Raw genomic sequence first — 22,674 nt, 5'->3', positions numbered from 1 at the left:
CTACGCCGGCATTACCCGGACAGGTTCCGGCGGTCTGCGCCCCCTCGCCCGGGGCAGCGTCTCCGCCATGCCCTACGGTTCGATCCGGCGCACTCTCAGCCTGGCTGGTCCAAGCTCCCGCGACTCTCTTCGGTTTACAGGAGCGACAGGCTAACCTCCGAGCTGGGGAACGCCAAGGCCGGGGGGATCGGCGTCCGCATCGCGGGACCACTGATGTGCATGTCAGCGAGGCCTAAGGCTTCTCATGATTTCTTCAGGGGCCCGCTTACGGTGTCCGAATCCGGCATAGGAAAAACTGTGCCCCGAGGCTGTGGCCGCGCCGTCCGCGCGACAACCACCGCCCAAGGTTCTGTCAGCGATGGAGGTCGTCCGTGAGCACCGAGCACGCGAGTGGTACCACCCCGCCGGAGAAGGCCCCCGAGCCCACCGGCACCGAGGCGGCCCCCACCACGGCCGGGACGCCCGCCCCCGCTCCCGCGTACCTCGACGCCCCGCCGCCGGCCGTGCCGGCCGCGCCGGCCCCGCCCGTGTCGGACGGGACCATGCAGCTGGGCAAGGTGCCCGCGCCGCCCGCCGCCGCCCCGGTCCCCGTGCCCGCGGACGCGCCGCCGCCGTTCCAGAACCCGTACGGCAGCGTCTCCGAGCCGGCCTCCCCGTACACGCCGACCGCCACCCACCCGGCCGTGCCGCCGCTCGTCCAGGACGGGCCGCCCGCACCCGGCGTCCCCGGCGAGCCGTCGCAACACCCGTTCGGGGCCGGCCAGCCGGTGGGCGGCTGGGGCCACCCCTCCGGCGCCGCGGGCGGGGTCGGCGGACCGGGCGAGCCCGGCGCGCCGTGGGGTCCGCAGCCCGCGTCCGGCGGCTCCGGCAAGGGCAAGCGCGGCGGCCTGGTCGCCCTGGTCGCGGCCGTCGCCCTGGTGGCCGGCCTGGCCGGCGGCGCGATCGGCGCGTCCGTCTCCGACAAGCAGTCCGACGGCGGCACCGGCGCCAGCCACAACAGCACCACCGTCAGCGTCGGCAACACCCACCAGAACCTGGACCGGGCCCCCGAGTCCGTCGCCGGGATCGCCGCCAAGGCGCTGCCGTCCACCGTCACCATCAAGGCCTCGGGCTCCAGCGAGTCCGGCACCGGCACCGGATTCGTCTTCGACACCGAGGGCCACATCCTGACCAACAACCACGTGGTCGCGCCGGCCGCCAAGGGCGGCAAGCTCAGCGTCAAGTTCTCCGACGGCTCCTCCTACAACGCCTCCGTGGTCGGCCGCGCCGAGGGCTACGACGTCGCCGTCATCCGCCTCGACAACCCGCCCAAGGACAAGCTCGTCCCGCTGCCGCTCGGCGACTCCGACAAGGTCGCCATCGGCGACGCCACCATCGCCATCGGCGCGCCCTACGGCCTCGAAGGCACCGTCACCACCGGCATCATCTCCGCCAAGGACCGCCCGGTGGCCTCCGGCGACGAGTCCGGCGCCCAGTCCTCCTACATGAACGCCCTGCAGACCGACGCCTCCATCAACCCCGGCAACTCCGGCGGCCCGCTGCTCGACGGCTCCGGCTCGGTCATCGGCATCAACTCGGCGATCCAGTCCAACACCGGCGGCTCCGGCCGGGCCGGCTCCATCGGCCTCGGCTTCGCCATCCCGATCAACCAGGCCAAGTGGGTCGCCCAGACCCTGATCAAGGACGGCACCCCCGTCTACGCGATCCTCGGCGTCCTGCGCAACGACGACTACCGCGGCGACGGCGCCCAGATCGCCACCGCCCCCGTCCGCGACACCCCCGCCGTCACCCCCGGCGGCCCCGCCGACCAGGCCGGCCTCAAGGCCGGCGACGTCATCACCAAGCTCGGCGGCATCACCATCGACAGCGGCCCCACCCTGGTCAGCGAGATCTGGACCCACAAGCCCGGCGAAAAGGTCGAGGTCGAATACACCCGCGACGGCAAGGCCGCCAAGACCACCGTCACCCTCGGCGAACGCAAGGGCGACAACTGACCCACCCCACCGAATCGGTGTGCACCGAACCCGCCCCGACCCGTTAGGCTGGCCTCCGCCGAGGAGGGTTGCCCGAGCGGCCTAAGGGACCAGTCTTGAAAACTGTCGTGGCCTCGCGCCACCGTGGGTTCAAATCCCACACCCTCCGCACAGGTGGCTGAACAGCCAAGTCAGAGCGGGTACCGACTTCGGACGGTACCCGCTCTTTCGTCGTTCTGTCAGGGCTCGGGAGCGCAAGGGGGATCGGTATGGCGACGGCATGGCTGGTACTGGCGGTGGGTGACGACCGCGAGCGCAGCGGCAACGACGGGTACGACGACGATCCGGCGCGGCACTACAGCTGGGACGACACCGTCCCCAACAGCGGCGGGCCCGCGGTCGGCGACGTGATAGCGCTGTGGGACAAGAAGTCCTTGCTCGGCGTTTCGGTGATCGAGCACATCGAGGTCGGCCTGGCCGAGAAGGACCGCTACACCTGCCCGCTCCCGAACTGCGGGAAGGGCAGCTTCAAGCCGCGGAAGACGAAGCTGCCGGTCTATGTGTGCAAGTGCGGGGGCGAGTTCGACATACCCGACTCGCGGCGTGAGGAGGTCACCACCTATCGGACCAAGCACGATGCCGCTTGGGTCGGTATGCCCGGTGCCCTGCCGGGAGCGGTGTTGCGTGCGCTGTGCGACAGCCCGTCGTCCCAGCACAGCATTCGCCGCATGCAGTGGGATGTCTTCCATGCGGCCCTCGCCGGTGTCGGAGTCGATGCGCCGCTCACGATTCTCGAACAGGGCATCCGGACGATCGTCGGAGGCCACCGGGAGCGGGTGGTCCGGGCGCGGGTGGGCCAGGATGCCTTCCGGGCCCGCCTGTTGGAGCAGCACGGTGCCGCATGCGCCTTCACCGGACCGGCCCCCGCCACCGTTCTGGAAGCCGCCCACCTGTACAGCTATGCGGCCGAGGGCGAGCACCACGACAACGGTGGCCTGCTCCTGCGCCGGGATGTGCACCGGCTGTTCGACCTCGGCCACTTGGCCGTCGATCCGGACCGCATGCTCATCGATCTGGCCCCGGGGCTGATGCCCTACCCCGCCTACGCCGCCCTGCACGGCGCGGCCCCGCATGTGTCGCTCAAGCACTGCCGCGGCTGGCTGGAACAGCACTGGCACACTCACCGGTCCGGCAGCGGGAGGTGACCGGATCCGGTCGAGCCGGGCGCCGGCCCCGCTCCGGGCCGGCGCCCGCGGAGTTTGGCGCCGAGCAGCCCTGGCCGACGACGCGTCAGAACAGCGTCGGCGGACCCTCCGGGTCGGGGAGGCCGGGGAGGGTTTCCTGGTGGAGGGTGGCGTCGGCGAGGGGGAGTTGGCGCATGCTGCCGTCGCAGAGGACGAGGGAGCGGCGGTCGCGTTTGTGGTCGTGGATGACGCCGTAGCCGGTGCGGCGGGTGGGCATGAGGGCGACCGGGCGGGCGCAGGCGGGGCACTGGACACGGGGTGCGCGCATGGGACCAGGGTGCCGGAGGCGACCGACAGTGCGACAGGGGGTGGGGAGCGGCCGGGCGGGGGAGGGTGGGGAGGAGAGCGCGGGCGGGACGAGTGGAGGTTGTCGTGGGTGAGTTGGTGGAGCGGCTGCGGTCGGGCCTGCCGGACGGCGCCGTCGCGGTGGACCCGGACGTCACCGGCGCGTACGCCCGCGACATGGCGGGCTTCTGCGAGGCGGGCGACCCGGCGGTGCTGGTGTTCCCGGAGACGGTCGAGCAGGTGCAGTTCGTGATGCGCACCGCCACCGAGCTGCGGGTGCCGGTGGTGCCGCAGGGCGCGCGCACGGGGCTGTCGGGCGGGGCGAACGCCGTGGACGGCTGCATCCTGCTGTCGCTGACCAGGATGAACCGGATCCTGCACGTCGATCCGGTGGAGCGGATCGCGATCGTGCAGCCGGGCGTGGTGAACGCCGAACTGTCCCGGGCGGCGGAGGCCCGGCAACTGGCCTACCCGCCGGACCCGTCGAGCTGGGAGTCCTGCACCATCGGCGGCAACATCGGCACCGGCGCCGGCGGCCTGTGCTGCGTGAAGTACGGCGTGACCAGCGAGTACGTGCTCGGCCTGGACGTGGTGCTGGCCGACGGCCGCCTGCTGCGGACGGGCCGGCGCACCGCCAAGGGCGTGGCCGGCTACGACCTGACCCGGCTGCTGGTCGGCTCCGAGGGCACCCTGGGCGTGGTGGTGGAGGCGGTGCTCGCGCTGCGCCCGGCGCCGGGCCCGCAGCTGGTGCTGGCGGCCGAGTTCGACTCGGTGGACGCCGCGGGCCGGGCGGTGTGCGAGGTGATGGCGGCCGGGTTCACGCCCTCGCTGATGGAGCTGATGGACGCCACCACCGTCCGCGCGGTCAACGAGATGGCGCGGATGGGGCTGCCGGAGTCCACCCGGGCGCTGCTGCTGGTCGCCTTCGACGGCCCGGACCAGGCCGAGCGGCTGGCCGCGGTCGGCGAGCTGTGCACGGCCGCCGGGGCGACCGCCGTGGTGCCGGCCGAGGACCGGGCGGAGTCCGAACTGCTGCTGCAGGCGCGGCGGTTGGCGCTGCCCGCGCTGGAGCGGACGGGCACCACGATGATCGACGACGTGGCGGTGCCGCGCAGCGCGCTGGCCGCGATGCTGAACGGTGTCGCCGAGATCGCCGAGCGCCACCGGCTGACCATCGGCGTGGTCGCGCACGCCGGCGACGGCAACACCCACCCGGTGGTGATCTTCGACGCCCGGGATTCGGAGCAGGTGGAGCGGGCCCGGATCTCCTTCGACGAGATCATGGCGCTCGGCCTGGAGCTGGGCGGCACGGTGACGGGCGAGCACGGCATCGGCCTGCTGAAGCGCGAGTGGCTGGCCCGGGAGCTGGGGTCGGTCGGGCTGGAGCTGCAGCGGCAGATCAAGTCGGTCTTCGATCCGTTGGGCCTGCTCAATCCGGGAAAGATGATCTGAGAATCATTCCGAATTCGGGTCGTATGCCCGCCACGCGAGGCCCCGACGGAAAATCGACATTTGCGGGTCACCGCACCTGAACGGGCCGCGACCCGCCGAAAGCGGAGCGGCGCGAACCGGACTCCAGGTCGCCGCTCCGCACCCGAAAGCCCAGCTCATCGGCGGTTTGATCAGACGCCCGCCCGCCCCGCCCGGAATGCCCCGCCCGGACCTTCGAGTCACGCGAACGGGGGAAAAAATCCGGCGGTGCTGGTGCTTTGTCGATTTGTTGCGGAAATCTATTCTCGTGAGCATCGGCAGCACGGAGGAATCCATGGAGCACTACTGACATCCCGGCCAAGGACGCGGCCGGACCGGCGGGGGCGCTGGACCGGCCGGAGCACCGGGAGTGGAAAGGGTCACCCGCCTCGGGGCACACGGACGAACAGCGAAAACCCCTCGGGGGCGCGGCAGCCGCAGAACGGCGACCGCGCCCCCGAGGGGTGTCCGGGCGGCTGCTGGCCGGCTAGCGCCGGGCGGTGAGCGTGGCCCCGACGCTGGCGGCGACCACGCAGCAGATGCCGAACAGCTGCGGCAGGCCGAGCACCTGGCCGAGCACCAGCAGGCCGACCAGGGCGCTGACCGCCGGGTCCAGGCTGACGATCACGCTGAACACCCGCTGCGACATCCGGCGCAGCGCGACCATCTCCAGCGCGTAGGGCAGTACCGGGAAGAGCAGGGCGACGCCCGCGACGGCGAGCAGCAGCAGGGCGGGGGAGGAGGAGCCGGCCAGGCCGTGCACGGCCTCGGCGGCGCCGAACGGGGCGAGCACCACCATGCCGACGGTGAACGAGACCGCCAGGCCCTCGAAGCCGCGGAACGCCGCGCCGACCTTGTCGGTGAACAGGATGTAGCCGGCGTAGCAGGCGGCCGCCCCGAAGGCGCAGGCCAGGCCGACCGGGTCCAGGCTGGAGCCGCCCTCGCCGTGGCCGAACAGGGTGAGCAGCACCACGCCGGCGGCGGCGAGCATCGCCCACAGCACGTGCCCGGCGCGCCGGGCGAAGACCAGGGCGACGGCGAGCGGGCCGAGGAACTCGATGGTGGCGGCGGTGCCCATCGGCAGCCGGTCGACGGCCGCGGCGAACAGCAGGGTCATGCCGGCGGACGCGACGCCGAGCAGTGCCGCCATGGCCAGGTCGCGCGGGCTGCGGCCGCGCAGCCGGGGGCGGGTGAAGGCGAGCAGGACGACGGCGGCGAACGAGATCCGCAGGAAGGTCGCCCCGGCCACGCCCAGTACCCCGAACAGCGGTTTGGAGGCCGCCACGCCGAGCTGCACCGCCACCATCGACACCACGCACAGCACCGGCGCGGGGATGCCGCCCAGCCGTCGTCGCACTCCGTCGGCCCGCGCCCGACCCGAGCCGGTTTCGACCTTGGAAACGGAGGCGATTGCGGGGAGTTCGGTGGCGCTTTCGACGGTGAGGGAGGTTCCTGGCATGAGATCGAGTGTGTCGTAAGGAGTGTCTTTGGTCAAAGACGGTTACCACTCGGCCTCCGGGGCCCCGGGCGGGCGGTCGCCACCGGGCGGATGTGACGCAGGTCAGGCCTCGGTCTCATCTCGGTTGCGACTACTGACAGCGCGGGTGTACCGGGGAAACAATCGAGGACATCGCCTACTACCTGCGGGTAACAAAATCCGCCGGCCGGTCAAGGAGGACCCTGGTGTACAGCACGATGCAGGACGTTCCACTCACCGTCGCCCGGATCCTGCAGCACGGGTCCACCATTCACGGCCGCTCCACCGTCACCACCTGGACCGAGAACGGCCCCGTCGTGCGCACCTTCGCCGAGATCGGCGCTCGCGCCGCGCAGCTCGCCCACGCGCTGCGCGAGGAGTTCGGCGTCGCCGACGGCGAGGCCGTCGGAACTCTCATGTGGAACAACACGGAACACCAGGAGGCGTACCTGGCGATACCGTCCATGGGCGCCGTGCTGCACACCCTGAACCTGCGGCTGCCCGCCCCGCAGCTGGCGTACATCGTCCGGCACGCCGCGGACCGGGTGGTGATCGTCAACGGCTCGGTGCTGCCGCTGCTCGCCGCCGTCCTGCCGCAGCTCGGCGACGTGGTCGAGCATCTGGTGGTGGCCGGCCCGTACGACCCGGCGCTGCTGGCGGCCTTCGAGGGGACGGTGCACGACTACGAGGCGCTGATCGCCGGCCGCCCGACCGACTACCCGTGGCAGACCGACATCGACGAGAAGCAGGCCGCCGCGCTCTGCTACACCTCCGGCACCACCGGCGACCCCAAGGGCGTCGTCTACAGCCACCGCTCGATCTACCTGCACTCGATGCAGATCATCGCCGCCTCCAGCTTCGGCCTGACCGCCCAGGACACCGTGCTGCCGGTGGTCCCGATGTTCCACGTCAACGCCTGGGGCATCCCGCACGCGGCGTTCATGACCGGCGCGAACCTGCTGATGCCGGACCGCTTCCTGCAGCCCAAGCCGCTGGCCGAGATGATCGACCGGGTGAAGCCGACCTTCAGCGCCGCCGTCCCGACCATCTGGACCGGCCTGCTGGACGAGCTGGACGCCGGCGACTACGACACCTCCACGCTGAAGACCGTGGTGATCGGCGGCTCGGCCTGCCCGCCCGCCCTGATGAAGGCCTTCGAGGAGCGGCACGGCATCCGGGTCATCCACGCCTGGGGCATGACCGAGACCTCCCCGCTGGGCACCGTCGCCCACCCGCCGGCCGGCGTCACCGGCGAGGACGAGTGGGCCTACCGCGTCACCCAGGGCGTCTTCCCGTCCTCCGTGGAGGCCCGCCTGATCGGCCCCGGCGGCGAGCGGATGCCGCACGACGGCGTCGCCGAGGGCGAGCTGGAGGTCCGCGGCCCCTGGATCGCCGGCGCCTACTTCGGCGGCGCGAACGCCGAACCGGACCGCCCCGAGGACAAGTTCAGCCCGGACGGCTGGCTGCGCACCGGCGACGTCGGCACCATCACCGCCAACGGCTACCTGACCCTCACAGACCGGGCCAAGGACGTGATCAAGTCCGGAGGGGAGTGGATCAGCTCGCAGGCCCTGGAGAACCACCTGATGGCCCACCCCGACGTGGCCGAGGCCGCCGTGGTCGCCGTCCCGGACGAGAAGTGGGGCGAGCGCCCGCTGGCCACCGTCGTGCTGCGCCCCGGCGCGGCGGCCGGACTGCCCGAGCTGCGCGCCTTCCTGGCCGAGCGGGTCGCGTCCTGGCAGCTGCCGGAGCGCTGGTCGGTGATCGAGTCGGTGCCGAAGACCTCGGTCGGCAAGTTCGACAAGAAGGTGATCAGGGCGGACTACGCCGCGGACCGTTTGGACGTGACGGTGATCGGCAAGGGGTGAGTGCGAACGGCCTCCTTGCCGGGTGATCGGAAAAGCCTGGAACCATATACCCCCAGGGGTATATGGTTCTGGCTCGACCGGACCGTGTCGGGACCAGGAGGGGGCCACCATGGAGCACACCGGGCATCCAGGCCACGAGGGGCACCAGGACCACCAGCACCACGGCAACGAGCACCACGCGAACCACCAGCACGACCACGCGGAGCACGCAGAACACGCGAGCCACGCGGAGCACGCCGCGCACGCGAACCACGGCGACCACAGCGGCCACGCCGGCCACCACGACCACGGCGGCGGCACCAGCTGGCGCACCGCCGCCCAGGCGACCCTGCACTGCCTCACCGGCTGCGCCATCGGCGAGGTCCTCGGCCAGGTGATCGGCGTCGGCTTCGGCCTGCACAACGGCGCGACCGTGGTGCTGTCGGTAGCGCTGGCCTTCGTCTTCGGCTACGCGCTCACCGCCCGCGGCGTGCTGAAGGCCGGCCTCACCGTCCGCGAGGCGGCGAAGGTCGCACTGGCCGCCGACACCGTGTCGATCCTGGTCATGGAGGTGATCGACAACGGCGTGATGGTCGCCGTCCCGGGCGCGATGGACGCCGGACTGGGACAGCTGCTGTTCTGGGTGTCGCTGGCGGCCTCGCTGGTGCTGGCGTTCGTCGTCACCGTGCCGGTCAACCGCTGGCTGATCGGCCGCGGCCTCGGCCACGCGGTGGTGCACGCCTACCACTGACGCACCCTGTCGATGGGGCCCCGCCGCGGTGGGGCCCCATTCGCGTTCCCGGCGGCCGTCAGAACGACGCGGCCGTCGCCACCTGCCCCAACGAGCCGACCCGGGCCAGCAGTTCGACGATCCGGCCCTGTACGTCGTCGGTGGTGGAGCGCTCGGCGAGGAACAGCACGTTCGCGCCGGTGCGGAGTCCGGCGCGGGCCTGCGGGTCGAGGTCGGCCGAGGTGTACACCACCAGCGGGGTGCGGTGCAGCCGGTCGTTGGCGCGCAGCCAGTCCAGCAGGCCGAGGTTGCGCCGCTCGATCCGCTGGAGGTCGAGCACCACCAGGTTGGGCTGGATGCTGCTGGCCCGGGCCACCGCCTCGTTCTCGTCGGAGGCGTGCTCCACCTGCATGCCGCGCCGTTCCAGGCTGGCGACCAGCGCGGCGGCGACCTCCGGGTCGGACTCGACCAGCAGGACCCGGGCGGCGTGGTTCTCGCCGTCCCGGGGGGCCAGCGCGCGCAGCAGCACGGCGGGGTCGGCCCCGTAGGCGGCGTCCCGGGTGGCCTGGCCGAGCCCGGCGGCCAGCAGCACGGGGATCCGTCCGGCCAGCGCGGCGGTGCGCAGCGACTGCAGGGCGGTGCGGGTGATCGGCCCGGTCAGCGGGTCGACGAAGAGCGCGGCCGGGGTCTGCGGGACCTGGGCGTCGACCTCCTCGCGGGAGGCGACGACGACCGGCCGGAAGCCGCGGGCTTCGAGCGCGCCGCGGGTGGACGGATCGGGTTCGGGCCACACCAGCAGCGGCCGGGGGCCGTCGTGCGGGGCGTCCTTGGCGGGGGCGAGTTCGGCGATCGGCCGGGGCGGGGTGCGCCCCTCGACCGCGCCGGGTCCGGCGGTCAGCGCCAGCGCACCGCCCTCGCCGGCGGCCGGGCCGGAGCCCGAACCGGCGGGCAGCGCCTGCCCGTTGACGGGGCCGACGGGCTCGGCCTGCTGCGGCGTCCCGGGGGCGGGCAGCGGCCCGGGGAACCCGCCCAGCGGCCGCGGCGGGACGAGCTCGCCCAGCCCGCTGCCGACGGGCTGCGGCTGCCCCTCCGCCGGGGCCGGCTGCGCGGGCGGGACGGCGGGCCGGGCGGCGATCTCCAGCGCGCCGGAGGGCTCGGCGGCGGGGACGGGCGGCAGCTTCGCCGTCACCTCCTCGGCGCTCTCCGCGGTGTCGGCGGGCAGGGCCAGCCGGCGCCGCCGCCCGGTGGGCTGGGTCGGCGGGACGACGGGCTCCGGCGGCCCGGCGGGCAGCGCGTTCTCCAGGCCGGGGTAGACGGACGCGCCGGGGTCCGGCACGCCGGGCAGCTGCAGTGGCCCGGGGCCGGGGTCGCCCGGCGCGGGCGCCCGGCGGGCCCGCCGCCCGGTGCGGGCGGGCGGTTCGACGGTCGGCGGCTGCTCGGAGGACGCGTCGGCGGCGGTCGGCCCGGGCCCGAGCGCGATCGGCGCGCCGGGCGGGGCCGGTTCGGTCCGCGCCTCGTCCTCGCGGGCGGGGCGGGCCCGGCGGCGACCGGAGCCCTGGGTGTCGTCGGCCCGGGCGGCGGGTGCGCCGTTCTCCGTGGCGGGCGCGGGCGTTGACGCCTCGTCGGCCTCGGCCGGGGCCGCCTCGGGCTGCCCGGGAAGGTCGGGCAGCATCGCGGTGTCGGAGTCCTTGGGGACGTGCTGCTGCTTGTCGGGCGTGTCGCCGTCGCCGCCGTCGGGGTCGAGCGGCAGCTCGACCACGTAGGTGGCCCCGCCGCCGCCGGGCAGGTCGTGCCGCTGCAGGACGCCGCCGTGCCGCTGGACGGCGGCCCGGGCGATCGGCAGGTGGACGGCGCTGGCGCTCTGCGCGGGGCCGCGCACCTCGATCCGGGCGACCTGGCCGCGCTGGGCGGCCGCCAGCACCACCATCGGCGGCTGCCCGGGGTCGGGCGCCGGGCCGGCGAACGGGCCGCCGGCGGTGGCGGACTCGTCCTCGGCGCGGGCGGGTTCGGGCACCGGCGTGACGCCGCTGACGTCGGCGACCAGGTGGGCGAGCGCCTGGGCGAGCCGTTCGCGGTCGGCGAGCACCTTCACGGCGGCGGCGTGCACCGAGTAGCGGACCCGGCCGGGCCCGACCAACTCGCCGGCCCGGTCGACGGCCAGCTGCACGACCTCGTCCAGGCCGATCCGTTCGCGCTCCAGCGACGCCTTGCCGCGCTCGGCGGCGGCCTCGAAACGCTGGTGCTCCAGCACGCCCTCGATCAGCCGGCCGAACCGGCGGCACTCGTCGGCGAGTCGGCGCAGCGTCCAATTGGCCTCCGGCCAGAGCTGCCCGGCGGGGTCGGCGGCCAGCGCGTCGATCCGCCGGTGCAGCGCGCCGAGCGCGCCGCCGAGTTCGGACTCCAGCACGGCGGTGAGGTGCTCGTTGCGTGCGGTGAGCGCGAGTTCGTGGGTGCGGTCGGTGAACGTCATGACGGCGCCGACCAGTTGCTCGCCGTCCCGGACGGGCGCGGTGGTCAGGTCGACGGTGACGGGGCTGCCGTCCTTGCGCCACAGCACGGTGTTGCGGATCCGGTGCTTGCGGCCGGAGTGCAGGGTGTCCATCAGCGCCGAGCTCTCGGCGGCCAGCGGGCTGCCGTCGGGCTGCGAGTGCTGGATCAGCGGGTGCAGTTCGCGCCCGCCGAGTTCGCTGGCCCGGAAGTCGAGGATGTGCGCGGCGGCCGGGTTGACCAGCACCACGCGGCCCTCCAGGTCGACGCCGAGGACGCCCTCGGCGGCGGCGCGCAGGATCATCTCGGTCTGTTTGTGCTGGCGCCGGAGTTCGGACTCCACGCCGAGGCGCGTCGACAGGTCGCGGACCAGCAGCAGCAGCAGGTCCTGGTCGGTGGTGGCGAAGGACAGGAAGCCGTGCGCCTCCCCGCCGCCCTCGTCGGTGAAGTCGTTGCCGGACACCTCGACGGCGAAGGTGCTGCCGTCGGTGCGTCGGGCGGTCATCCGGACCGGTAGTTCAAGGCTCTGGGTCTCGCTCGCCGGGGGCCGCATCGAACCGGGGATTCGGCTGGGGTCGAACTCCGGCAGCAGGTCCAGCACTCCCCGTCCGACCAGCGAGGTGCCGGGGGCCTGGAGGCTCTCCACGGCAGCCTTGTTGGCGTCGACCACGGTGCCGTTGGAGTTCACCAGCAGCAGGGGGTCGGGCAGTGCGTCGAGTATCGCGGCGAGGCGAGCAGCGCCTCGGGTCGGCCTGCTGCTCACGTCGACAGGTCTCCTCACGCCTTCGGGCCGCCGCTTCGACGGGCGGCTCTGGCTCTCCTCGGAGACTGGAGTATCTCATTCTTCTTTGCGCCGTGGACGACCCGGCCAGTATCGTTGTGGTGGTTGGTGCCGGAGCCTTCGGCTGTGGCATCATCGCAGTCGCACGGAGTGCGCCGGAGTCCCGGTCGCAGTCCGGGTGTTGGAGGCGTCGCCTAGTCCGGTCTATGGCGCCGCACTGCTAATGCGGTTTGGGCTTTACCGTCCATCGAGGGTTCAAATCCCTCCGCCTCCGCCTCATCGGGAGCCCCGTCGGTCACTGACCGGCGGGGCTTCCGCGTTGTCCGCCACTGTTCGCCCGGCGGCCTCCGCGGTGCCCTTGACGGGGCCGCCGGCAATCGATTTCGCCCCAGGTCGCCGGTCATGTAATGTTGTCCCCGCACCGCCCAGGAGGCCAAGGCCGACGGGGCGAGCGCTCATAGCTCAACGGATAGAGCACTTGACTACGGATCAAGAGGTTGCAGGTTCGAATCCTGCTGAGCGCACCAATCTCCGCTCGCGGTTCCGCAAGGGGCCGTCCGAGCGCTCATAGCTCAACGGATAGAGCACTTGACTACGGATCAAGAGGTTGCAGGTTCGAATCCTGCTGAGCGCACCAGCCGAAGGCCCCGGGTTTCCACCCGGGGCCTTCGTCGTCATGCCGGCGGCCCGAGTTCGGTCCGGTTGATCCACGGCACCTCGCGCTCCTCCAGGAACCATTCCGCGGGGGTGAGCGGGCGGCTGCGGTTGAACGTGGCGGTGACGGGGTCGTGCCGGATCAGCCCGGGATCGGCGCGCTGGTCGAGGAGTTGGGCGGTGACGGACGGCGCGAGGTCGGGCGGCCCGGACAGGTGGATGTCGTGGCCGGCGCAGTCGCCGTAGTCGCGCAGGCCGTCGCGGAGCAGCCGGATCGCGGTGCCGCGGGACGCGCCGGGCGCGGGCGCCGACAGGACGGCGTGCAGCCAGGCGTGTTCCTTCACCAGGTCGTGCACCGCGTCCAGGTCGTACTGGTCGCGGTCGTCGCGGGCGGCGACGAACACGGTGGCGGGCCGTCCGCCGTCCTTGCCGAGCTGTTCCAGCAGGGCTTTGACCTGCGCCCAGCCGGTGCCGGCGGCGACCATCAGCAACGGCCGGTCGGAGCGCTTGGCGAGCACGGCCTCGCCGAGCGGCGGGCCGAGCCGGAGCGTCTCGCCGGGCCGGACCTCGTCGACCAGCGCGGTGGACAGCAGCCCGTCGGGCACCCGGCGGACGTGCAGCTCCAGGGTGTTGTCGGGCCGGGGCGCGCAGGCCGGCGAGTAGGGCCGCCAGACCTGCGGGTGCCGGTCGGAGCTGACGGTCAGGTACTGGCCGGCGGTGAACGGGTACGGCTGGTCGGGCCGCAGGGTGAGCACCGCCAGGTCGGCGGCGGCCCGGCGGGCGGTCAGCACCTCGGCGTTCCACCAGCGGGGGCTGCCGGCGGGCACGGCGGCGGCCGCGTCGATCATGGCCTGGGCGATGACGCCGAACGCCTCCGCCCAGGCCTGTTCGACCTCGGGGGTCCAGGCGCTCCCGGAGAAGTGCTCCAGCGCGGCGATCAGGCTGGCGCCGACGGCCGGGTAGTGCTCGGGCGCGGCCTGGAACTTGCGGTGGTCGCGTCCGAGCGCCGCCAGGTAGCCGGTGAGCTGCTCCGGGTCCTCCAGCCGCAGCACCAGCTGGGTGAGGGCGGCGAACAGCCGGTCGCGCTGCTCGGCGAGCCGGGCCGGGAAGAGCGCCTCGACGCCCGGGTTGTTGGTGAACAGGTGGGCGTAGAAGTACTTGGTCAGCTGGTCGGCCCGGCGTTCGACGACGGCGAAGCTGGCACGGACGACCGCGGGGTCGAAGGGCACCGGGGAGGCCCTCAGTCCGCGGCGGCTTCGGTCAGCGCCCCGCCCATGACCTCGGTGACGACGCCGTACAGGGCGGTCCAGGAGGCCTCGGCCGCGGGCGTCCAGGCGTCCTTGGCGAAGTGCGCGAGCGCGGCGATCAGGCTGGCGCCGACGGCCGGGAAGTGCTCGGGGAGGGCGCCGTAGCCGGCGTGCCGGCGGCCCAGGCCCTGCAGCACGTCGACCACGGTCTCGGTGTCGTCGAGCCGGTCGACCAGGGTGGATATCGCGGCCCAGAGGCGGTCCTGCTGCTCGTCGAGGTGCTCGGCGAAGAGCTTGCGGACGCCCGGGTTGTGCTCGAACAAATGGGCGTAGAAGTATGCGGTGACATCGCTGCCGTGGGGCTCGACGGCAGCGAAGCTGCTTTTGATGAGCGCGGAATCAATGGTCATGCCGGCCGACTCTACTGATAAACACACCAATTCCAACAGAGTGGTATGACGATCAGTCAAATACTGGACAGTAGCGCCCGATTGATGCCTGCTTGGGCGAGTTGACGCCCCGCTTGGCGGGTATCCGGATACTGCCGAACGAGTGACCGCCAATCGGGTGGTGTCGGGCGAATTGACCAGGTGTCGCGGTATGACCGAAACCAGATCGTGATTCCCTTTTGTCTGATCGTCATGACCATTCGGGTTCATGGCATTGGACCGCGAATTCGGCGGACGAAGACACCGAGAGGAGAGCCGGATGTGCCGACAGTTCCTCCACCGGGCCCCGGCCCCCGACGCCCGCCCGGCCGACCGTGACCGGCCCGGACCCCGGATCGGCCGGACCACCACCGCTCTGATCGCCACCGGCCTGCTCACCGGCCTCGGCACCCCGCCGGTGGCCGCCCAGCAGACGCCCGACAGCTGGTCCGCCGAGCGGCGCGCCCAGCTGCCGTCCGGCCTGGCCGTCCAGTTCGACTGGGCCGCGGCCCCCGGCGTGGGCGTCGAAGCCGCACCCGGCAAACTTGCCGAGCGGACCACCGGCGGCAGCGCCTACACCGACGGCATCCGCCCCGGCGACCCGGCCGAGACGTTCCGCGCCGTCGAGGACCACCCGCACGCGGACGGCTCCTGGCGGGCCCTCGGCACGCTGCGGCTCACCTTCTCCCGCCCGGTGCGCAACCCCCGCCTGCACCTCAGCGGCCTGACCGGCCTGGCCACCGGCGGCGACGGCACCACCGGCACCAGCACCCGCCTCACGGTCGCCGCCGGCACCCCCGCCGCCCCCACCCTGACCGGCCGCACCGACTGGGCCGGGTGGACGGTCGGCCCGACCGAGCTCGCCCCCGCCGCGGAGGGCTTCCGCGACGGCGACGCGGACGGCTCCGGCACCCTCGAACTGACCGGCACCGTCAGCACCGTCGACCTGCGCGTCGAGCAGCGCTCCACCGCCCGGGACGGCTCCACCACCCCGCCCGCGGCGCTCCGCCAGGCCTGGACGGTCACCCTCGACGAGGGCCTCGGCAGCGCTCCGCAGGACTACGGCAACGCCTCGCACCTGCTCTCCGACCTGTTCCTCGGCCAGGACGCCGCCCCGGCCGCGCCCCGCTCCCGGCCCGGCCTGGCCCAGGCCGTCGAACGGCCGCTGCTGCCCGGCCCGGCCCCGGCGGCCGCCGGCCCCCTCGCCCCCGGCACGGAGGCCGCGGCGGGTCTGCGCAGCCCCTGGGCCAACCCGGCGCAGCCCCGGCCCCGGCCCGGCCGCGCCGACTACCCGGGCACCGACCCGAGCCTGAGCTTCCCCGCCGAGGCCGTCGCCGGGGGCAGCTACCGGGTGGAGGCGCCGGTGAGCCCGGGCGGCGGCCCGGCGGTGCTGGCCGGCTGGATCGACTTCGACCACAACGGCCGCTTCGACCGCGAGGAGCGCGCGCAGGCCGACGTCCCCGCCGGGGCGACCCGCGCCGCGCTGGAGTGGCAGGTCCCGGCGGCCGCCACCGGCGGCGACACCTGGGTCCGGCTGCGGCTGGCCCGGGACGGCTCGCAGCTCGCCGACGCCGACGGCTTCGCCGACTCCGGGCAGGTCGTCGACCAGCGGATCCCGCTGAAGATCTCCGCCGCCACCGGTCCGGAGATCGCGCTGCCCGTCCCCGGCAGCGTCACCGGCGAACTGCGCCCCGAGTTCCGCGGCGACGATGCCGTCGCCGGGGCGGGCATCGCCGTCCAGGAGAACGGCAGCGCGGTGTGCCTCGCGCAGGTCGGCGGCGACGGCAGCTGGAACTGCCGCCCCGAGAGCGCGCTGAGCGAGGGCGCCCACACCCTGGTGGTGACGGAGACCACCCACGGCGGCGTGCTGCACGGCCCGCCGTTCCGGGTGACCGTCAAGACGGCGGCGCCGACCGCCCCCGTCCTCACCCTGCCCGACTTCAGCAACGACCCGGGCCTGCTGGTCACCGGCCTCGGCGAGCCCGGCTCCACCGTCACCGTGTCCGCGGCGGACGGGGCGCAGGACATCGACCTGTGCTCCACCGCCGTCGCCGCCGACGGCAGCTGGTCCTGCCTGCCGGTGGAGAACCTCGCCGACGGCCCGCACCGGCTCACCCCGCACGCCCGGGACGCGGCGGGCAACCGCTCCGACGGCAAGCCCGTCCGGCTCACGGTGGACACCGGCTCGCCCGACAAGCCGCAGCTCACCTCGCCCGCCGCCGGGGTGCTGCTGCCCACCGCCCGGCCCGTGATCGGCGGCCGTGCCGAGCCCGGCGCCACCGTCACCGTCACCGCCGCCCGGGCCAACGGCGAACGCACCACGGTGTGCAGCGCCGTGGCGGGCGCCGACGGCAGCTGGTCCTGCACGTCCGGCCAGGACATCCCGGGCGGCGACGTCGCGCTGGTCGCCACCGCCACCGACCCGGCGGGCAACGGCACGGCGAGCGATCCCGTCCCGGTCCGGGTGCCCAAGGCGCCGGCCGGCGGCGGAGCCGCCACTGCGTCGCCGTCGTCGACGCGGCCCGCGCCGTCGACCGCCCCCTCCGCGACGGCCACGCCCAGTGTGCCGGCGTCCTCCACGGCCACGCCGAGTGCGCCGGCCGCGGCGACGGCGACCGCGCCGGCCGCGCAGAGTCCGGCCACGACCGGCCCGTCCGCGTCGGCCTCCGCGTCCGTCCCGGCTCTGCTGCCGAGCGCGAGCCCGTCGGCCCCGGCGTCGCCCGAGGTGCCGCCCGAGGTGGTGCCGGTGGTGATCCCGGCCGGCTCGCCGGCGCCGACGGCGAGCCCGTCCCCGTCCGCTGCTGCCGTGCCACCGGCCGGGGTGGACGGGGCGGTGGAGGGTCCGCAGCCGCCGTTCCTGGCGCAGGATTCGGCGGTCGAGCAGTCCGTGTTCGCGGCGAACCTGTCGATGCCGCAGGAGCCGGCGGCGCCGGTCGAGAGCTCCACCACCCCGCCGGCGGGGACGCCCTCGACGGGAGCGCCGTCGGCCACCCCGTCGGCCACGCACGCCGCGTCGGACGAACAGGTCGGGCAGCCCGCTGCCGCGGCGGAGGAGTCCGGGCGGGCGCGGGCGTTGGCGGCGCCGCCGCAGGGCGGGATGGCGGCGGCCGAACGCCGGGCGGCGGCCACTGGCTGGCGCGGTCTGGCCTGCGGGGCGCTGCTGATCGCGGCGGGCTTCGGGCTGCTGGCCCGCCGGGTGCTGGGCGGTCGAAGGCGCGCCGGCCGGCGTCGCTGAGGACCGGTACGACGGCTGCCCGGTCCGCCCGTACCGCTGGGTGCGGCGCGCGGACCGGGCTCCGACGGATTTTCCGACATAGCGACACACCGCGAGGCATTCGTCGCATTTGATGATCAATCAGCCTAGCCTGGGTCCCCGGCACTGCCCGTCAGCTCCGGGCCGCCCGTTGCGCGACACTCTGACCCTTAGGACACGTGCATGGACGTCACCCGCGACTCGTCGCCGCGACCCCGTACCTGGCCCTCCGCCGCCGAATCGCCCGCCGACCCCGTCGGCGCGACCCAACTGGCCAAGGCGGTGAACAACCCGCTGATCAAGGCCGCCGCGCCGGTCGAGGACCGGCCCGACCGGGGCGCGCCGACCGCGCAGCTCCCGGCCGTCGGGGCGGACCTGACGCCGGTCGGCGCGGACGAGCCGGCCGCGCTCCCGCCCGGCCCCCGGGCCACGCCGGAAGCCGCCCGGGCGCACCCCACGGTCTCGGACGCCGCCGTCCACCGGCGCCCGCCGCGCGCCGACCAGTCGCTGCGCGAGCGCACCGCGTTCGCCCTGCCGGGCTGGCTGCCGCTGCTGGCGCTGCTGGTCGGCACGGCCGGCGTGCTGCTGGTGCTGGCCCGGGCGGGCGTGATCCCGCACCTGTCGGGCCTGCCGGACGTCCGCGACGCGGCCGCGAAGGCCGGTGGCGGACGGGTCGACGACCGCACCGTGGCCACGGTCAGCGCGATCGGACTGGCGATGCTGACGGCGCTCGCCGGGCTGCTGTCCAACCCGGGCGGCGAGACCCGGGTGCTGACCCGCTGGGGCCGCTACCGGGGCACGGTGCGCCGCACCGGCCTGCTGTGGGTGAACCCGCTGGTGCGCCGCCGCCGGGTGGACGTCCGGCTGCGGCACTGGCGCAGCGAGCCGGTGCACGTCACCGACCGGACCGGCACCCCGCTGCTGGTGCGGGTGCTGATCGTGTGGCGGGTCAAGGACACCGCGCGGGTCACGCTCGGCATCGCCGACCACGAAACGTATCTGCGCGAGCAGGTGCAGGCCGTCCTCACCCGAACCGCCTCCGCGCTGCCGTGCGACTCCAACTCCGCTCCGGGGCCTGCGCTGCGCGACGGCCAGTGGTTCGCCGACGAGCTGACCCGGGCGCTGGCCGCGGAGACCGCCCCGGCCGGCATCGAGGTGTACTCGGTGCAGCCGCTGGCCCTGGACTACGCGCCGGAGGTCGCCGAGTCGATGCGCCGCCGCCGGCTCGCGGACCTGGACGCGGGACTGCGGACCGTCCTGGTGGACGACGCGGTGGAGGCCGCGGCGCTCGCGGTGCGCCGCCTGGAGCGCGCCACCGCCCACGAGTTGGACGACACCGCGCGCAGCGCCCTGATGGAGCAGCTGCTGGTCGCGTTCGTCGCCCCGGCCGGGGTGACCGCCTCGGTGCCCGCTCCGGCCGCCCGGCCGAGCCGCAAGGAAGGGAAGTCCGCGTGAAGCCAGCGCTCGCCTCGATATCCACCGATCCCACCGATCTGCCCGACCGGTCGCAGGGCCCGCTGCCGGTCTTCGCGGAGTCCGACGGCGCGACGGCCTGCCACTGCCCGGAGTGCGCCCGTCCGGCGGCGCCCACCGCCCCGTCCGAGGCGGCCGAGCGGGCGGGCCGAATACACCGCGCGGTGCGCTCGACCTGTCTGGCCACCACCGTGCTGGCCGGCGCCGGGGTGGTCGGCCTGGGGCTGGGCGCGACCACCGCGCACGCCGTGCCCGCGCCGTCCGGCCCCGGCTGGGACGGTCACGTCTACTGGTTCAAGAACGCCGCCGGCCAGTGGCGCTACACCCAGTGGCAGAGCGTCTACCTGGAGCGCACCGGCGGCTCCCGGGGCCAGTCCCCACAGCAGCAGTCCTCGTCCGGCGGCCTGCGGCAGGGCTGGGACGGCAAGGTCTACTGGTTCAGGAACGCCGCCGGCGAGTGGCGCTACACCAGCCACTACAACATCTACCTGGAGCGCACCGGCGGCGGGGGCGGCTCCGCGGCGCAGCAGCCGTCGCAGCCGGCGAAGCCGGCGTCGAGCGGGGTCGAGGCGGCGGTGTCGTACGCGCTGGCGCAGGTCGGCAAGCCGTACGTGTGGGGCGGCAACGGGCCGAACGGCTTCGACTGCTCGGGTCTGGTCCAGCAGGCGTTCCGCCGGGCGGGGGTGTCCACCCCGCGGGTCGCCGACGACCAGTACCGGGCCGGCACACCGATCACCGCGAAGCAGCTCAAGCGCGGCGACCTGCTGTTCTGGTCCGGCAACGGCCGGGTCTCCGGCATCCACCACGTGGCGATCTACCTCGGCGACGGGACGTACGTGGAGGCGCCCCGCCCCGGCAAGGACGTGCGGGTCTCCCGGATGACCAGCGGCTACTACCCGGACTTCTTCGGCCGCCCCTGACCGTCACGCCGACGGCGCCCCTCCCGCAGCCGGGGAGGGGCGCCGCCGGTGCGTCAGGCGGAGGCGGCGTCCAGCAGCTTCAGCTCGGCCTCGGTCAGCCGCAGCGCGGCGGCGGCCAGCAGCGGCGGCAGCTGCTCGACGGTGCGGGCGCTGGCCAGCGGGGCGACGACGGTGGGCCGGGCGGCCAGCCAGGCCAGCGCCACGGTGGTGACCTCGACGCCGTGGGCGGCGGCGACCTCGTCCAGCGCGGCCAGCACGCGCAGGCCGCGCGGGGTCTCCAGGTGCTTGCCAGCGCCCTGCGCCCGGGGGCTGTCCACCTGCGCGCCGGGCCGGTACTTGCCGGTCAGGAAGCCGGCGGCGAGCGCGTAGTACGGGACGGCGGACAGGCCGTGCGCGGCGACCACGTCGGCGAGTTCGCCCTCGTAGGTGTCGCGGGAGACCAGGTTGTAGTGCGGCTGCACGGCCACGTACCGGGCCAGGCCCTCGCGGGCGGCGAACTCCAGCGAGGCGGCCAGGCGCTGCGGGCCGATGTTGGACGCGGCGAGCTCCCGCACCTTGCCCTCGCGGACCAGCTCGTCGAGGGTGGTGACGATCTCCTCGACCGGCGTGTCCGGGTCGTCCCGGTGGGTGTAGAACAGGTCGATCCGCTCGACGCCGAGCCGGCGCAGCGAGCCCTCGACGGCGCGCCGCACGGTGTCGCGCTTCAGGTTGTCCAGGCCGGGCGCCATGCCGGCCTTGGTGGCGACGACGATCTGTTCGCGGTTGCCGCGGCTGCGCAGCCAGTGGCCGATCACCGTCTCGGACTCGCCGCCGGAGTTGCCCGGCGCCCAGGAGGAGTAGACGTCGGCGGTGTCGACGAAGTTGCCGCCCGCCGCGGCGTACGCGTCGAGCACCGCGAAGGACTGCGCTTCGTCGGCCGTCCAGCCGAACACGTTGCCGCCGAGGGACAGTTGGGAGACGGCGAGGCCGGAGGCGCCGAGGGTCACCCGGGGGGCGTCAGTGGAAGTCATGCCTGGGAACAACCCGTTCGGGTCCTGCTTGATTCCGGGGCGACCGGTTGTTCACCCGGGTGTCGTCCGAGGTGAGGGGTCCGTGCAGAGTGGGTCGGCAGTGGGGTCCGGGGTGTCGGCGGGGTGTCGGCGTTGGCTAGAGTCCCGTTCCATGGCTGACAACGACTACGACCCCGCCGGCTCCACCCAGATGTTCCGGGCGTTCGTCGACGAGGCCCCGGCCGCGCAGGCCCCGGGCACCGTCACCACGTACGGCAGCAGCTCCTCGTCGAGCCGCACCCCGCTGATCGTCGTCGGGGCCGTCGTGGCCCTGGCGGTCGTGGTCGGCGTGATCTGGCTGGCCGTCAAGTAACGACCGCAGGACGCCCGTGCGGGGCCGGCCGGAGACCTCCGGTGGCCCCGCGGGCAGGCGTGCCTACACTGGCCGGAACCGTCGCAGCCCGCCAGGAGGCCCCGTGTCCGCGCCGTCCACCGAGACCGCCCGCAGCCTCGGCCTGGCGGCCGCCGTCAACGCCCGCGACCTCGGCGGCTACCGGACGGCCGACGGCCGCACCGTCCGCCCCGGGCTGCTGCTGCGCACCGAGGCGCTGAGCCGGCTCGGTGAGCGCGACCGCGCGCTGCTGGGCGCGCTGGGACTGCGGCACGTCGTCGATCTGCGCAGCCTGGACGAGGTCCGCCACCTGGGCGCCGACCTGATCCCGGGCCTGCCGACGGCCGTCCTGCCGATGGACGCCGCCGCGGCGCTGAGCGTGCCCTCGCCGGACGGGCTCGGCCCGGCGCTGCACCATCTGCCGGTGTTCTCCGCCGACTTCGACCTCTACGTCGACCTGAGACGGGCGCTCGGCAGCGGCGATCCCGGGGCGATGCACGCCGTGCTCGGCGACGGCCGCGGCAGCGCGATGATGACGTCGATGTACCGGTGGTTCGTCACCGACGCCCTGGCCCGCGAGCGCTTCGCCACCGTGCTGCGCCTGATCGCCGAGGCGGACGGCGCGCCCGTGCTGTTCCACTGCACGGCCGGCAAGGACCGCACCGGCTGGACGGCCGCCCTGCTCCTCACCGCCCTCGGCGTGGACCGGGAGGCCGTCCTCGCCGACTACCTGCTCACCAACGAGCGCGCGGCGACCCGGATCGCCCGGGTGGACCCGCTGATGCGACCGCTCGCCCGCGCGGAAACGGTTTACCTCGACGCGGCCTTCGAGGAACTCGCGCGCGGCTGGCGCACGTTCGACGACTTCTGGCGCGACGGACTCGGCCTGACGGCCGATCACCTGTCGGCGCTCCGAGCCACGTGCACCGTCTAGGACTTGTCCGGTCGATCATGTGACTGTCACCTGCCTTGCTCGTTGGTTCGGGTATGGGGCGGGGAGATCTCACGGATGCCGAGTGGGAACG

At 74.1% G+C, this 22,674-nt stretch carries 16 protein-coding genes and 4 tRNA genes; 14 read left to right on the top strand and 6 right to left on the bottom strand.

Annotated features, from left to right (window positions below; translation table 11 throughout):
• Positions 1-371: 371 nt before the first annotated feature.
• The 3 genes from ACWEMJ_RS27630 to ACWEMJ_RS27620 all read left to right on the top strand — a co-directional run bounded on the left by ACWEMJ_RS27630 (position 372) and on the right by ACWEMJ_RS27620 (position 3,178).
• A complete protein-coding gene (locus tag ACWEMJ_RS27630) occupies positions 372-1,994 on the top strand; it encodes a S1C family serine protease (protein WP_452139846.1) in 1,623 nt (540 codons plus the stop codon).
• 62 nt (positions 1,995-2,056) lie between these two features.
• Positions 2,057-2,142, top strand: a tRNA-Ser gene (locus ACWEMJ_RS27625).
• A 100-nt stretch (positions 2,143-2,242) separates the two neighbouring features.
• Positions 2,243-3,178, top strand: a complete 936-nt coding sequence (locus ACWEMJ_RS27620; RefSeq protein ID WP_452139845.1) for an HNH endonuclease — start codon at positions 2,243-2,245, stop codon at positions 3,176-3,178.
• An 85-nt stretch (positions 3,179-3,263) separates the two neighbouring features.
• Here ACWEMJ_RS27620 and ACWEMJ_RS27615 read toward each other — a convergent pair whose 3' ends face one another.
• Positions 3,264-3,485, bottom strand: coding sequence for a hypothetical protein (locus ACWEMJ_RS27615; RefSeq protein WP_452139844.1), 222 nt, complete (start codon positions 3,483-3,485; stop codon positions 3,264-3,266).
• Positions 3,486-3,589: 104 nt separating this feature from the next.
• On the opposite strand from ACWEMJ_RS27615, the gene ACWEMJ_RS27610 reads away from it, so the two are divergent.
• Complete coding sequence (locus ACWEMJ_RS27610; protein ID WP_452139843.1) at positions 3,590-4,954, top strand: FAD-binding oxidoreductase; 1,365 nt, start codon at positions 3,590-3,592, stop codon at positions 4,952-4,954.
• A 505-nt stretch (positions 4,955-5,459) separates the two neighbouring features.
• On the opposite strand, the gene ACWEMJ_RS27605 is transcribed toward ACWEMJ_RS27610, so the two are convergent.
• Entirely contained in the window at positions 5,460-6,431 is a 972-nt protein-coding gene (locus tag ACWEMJ_RS27605; RefSeq protein ID WP_452139842.1) for an EamA family transporter, read from the bottom strand.
• Between the two features lie 224 nt (positions 6,432-6,655).
• Here ACWEMJ_RS27605 and ACWEMJ_RS27600 point away from each other — a divergent pair, with 224 nt between their 5' ends.
• Both ACWEMJ_RS27600 and ACWEMJ_RS27595 read left to right on the top strand, forming a co-directional pair.
• The gene (locus ACWEMJ_RS27600; RefSeq protein ID WP_452139841.1) at positions 6,656-8,317 is read left to right on the top strand and encodes a long-chain fatty acid--CoA ligase; all 1,662 of its coding nucleotides are present in this window, start codon (positions 6,656-6,658) and stop codon (positions 8,315-8,317) included.
• Between the two features lie 109 nt (positions 8,318-8,426).
• A complete protein-coding gene (locus tag ACWEMJ_RS27595; protein ID WP_452139840.1) occupies positions 8,427-9,047 on the top strand; it encodes a DUF4396 domain-containing protein in 621 nt (206 codons plus the stop codon).
• A gap of 58 nt (positions 9,048-9,105) precedes the next feature.
• Here ACWEMJ_RS27595 and ACWEMJ_RS27590 read toward each other — a convergent pair whose 3' ends face one another.
• Entirely contained in the window at positions 9,106-12,276 is a 3,171-nt protein-coding gene (locus ACWEMJ_RS27590) for a PAS domain-containing protein (RefSeq protein WP_452139839.1), read from the bottom strand.
• Between the two features lie 201 nt (positions 12,277-12,477).
• Between ACWEMJ_RS27590 and ACWEMJ_RS27585 the strand changes: the two genes are divergently transcribed.
• The 3 genes from ACWEMJ_RS27585 (at position 12,478) to ACWEMJ_RS27575 (ending at position 12,931) form a co-directional block, all read left to right on the top strand.
• A tRNA-Ser gene (locus ACWEMJ_RS27585) sits at positions 12,478-12,568 on the top strand.
• A gap of 177 nt (positions 12,569-12,745) precedes the next feature.
• Positions 12,746-12,821, top strand: a tRNA-Arg gene (locus ACWEMJ_RS27580).
• A 34-nt stretch (positions 12,822-12,855) separates the two neighbouring features.
• Positions 12,856-12,931 (top strand) — tRNA-Arg (locus tag ACWEMJ_RS27575).
• Between the two features lie 37 nt (positions 12,932-12,968).
• On the opposite strand, the gene ACWEMJ_RS27570 is transcribed toward ACWEMJ_RS27575, so the two are convergent.
• Both ACWEMJ_RS27570 and ACWEMJ_RS27565 read right to left on the bottom strand, forming a co-directional pair.
• Positions 12,969-14,177, bottom strand: coding sequence for a globin domain-containing protein (locus ACWEMJ_RS27570; RefSeq protein WP_452139838.1), 1,209 nt, complete (start codon positions 14,175-14,177; stop codon positions 12,969-12,971).
• An 11-nt stretch (positions 14,178-14,188) separates the two neighbouring features.
• A complete protein-coding gene (locus ACWEMJ_RS27565) occupies positions 14,189-14,605 on the bottom strand; it encodes a globin domain-containing protein (protein WP_452139837.1) in 417 nt (138 codons plus the stop codon).
• 298 nt (positions 14,606-14,903) lie between these two features.
• Here ACWEMJ_RS27565 and ACWEMJ_RS27560 point away from each other — a divergent pair, with 298 nt between their 5' ends.
• The 3 genes from ACWEMJ_RS27560 (at position 14,904) to ACWEMJ_RS27550 (ending at position 20,269) form a co-directional block, all read left to right on the top strand.
• The gene (locus ACWEMJ_RS27560) at positions 14,904-17,858 is read left to right on the top strand and encodes an Ig-like domain-containing protein (RefSeq protein ID WP_452139836.1); all 2,955 of its coding nucleotides are present in this window, start codon (positions 14,904-14,906) and stop codon (positions 17,856-17,858) included.
• Positions 17,859-18,059: 201 nt separating this feature from the next.
• Entirely contained in the window at positions 18,060-19,331 is a 1,272-nt protein-coding gene (locus ACWEMJ_RS27555) for an SPFH domain-containing protein (protein WP_452139835.1), read from the top strand.
• Positions 19,328-20,269: a C40 family peptidase gene (locus ACWEMJ_RS27550; protein ID WP_452139834.1), complete on the top strand. Its 942-nt coding sequence runs from the start codon at positions 19,328-19,330 to the stop codon at positions 20,267-20,269. The genes ACWEMJ_RS27555 and ACWEMJ_RS27550 overlap by 4 nt, the downstream gene beginning before the upstream one ends.
• Positions 20,270-20,322: 53 nt before the next feature.
• Here ACWEMJ_RS27550 and ACWEMJ_RS27545 read toward each other — a convergent pair whose 3' ends face one another.
• Positions 20,323-21,279 (bottom strand): aldo/keto reductase, encoded by a 957-nt coding sequence (locus ACWEMJ_RS27545; protein WP_452139833.1) that lies wholly within the window; start codon positions 21,277-21,279, stop codon positions 20,323-20,325.
• Positions 21,280-21,430: 151 nt separating this feature from the next.
• Here ACWEMJ_RS27545 and ACWEMJ_RS27540 point away from each other — a divergent pair, with 151 nt between their 5' ends.
• Positions 21,431-21,631: a hypothetical protein gene (locus ACWEMJ_RS27540; RefSeq protein WP_035864192.1), complete on the top strand. Its 201-nt coding sequence runs from the start codon at positions 21,431-21,433 to the stop codon at positions 21,629-21,631.
• Positions 21,632-21,734: 103 nt separating this feature from the next.
• Complete coding sequence (locus ACWEMJ_RS27535) at positions 21,735-22,583, top strand: tyrosine-protein phosphatase (protein ID WP_452139832.1); 849 nt, start codon at positions 21,735-21,737, stop codon at positions 22,581-22,583.
• Positions 22,584-22,674: the final 91 nt, after the last annotated feature.

The sequence above is a fragment of the Kitasatospora sp. NPDC004531 genome (genome assembly GCF_053602195.1).
The sequence above is the reverse complement of the archived record's forward strand: the minus strand, read 5'-3'. Positions and strand labels throughout refer to the sequence as shown.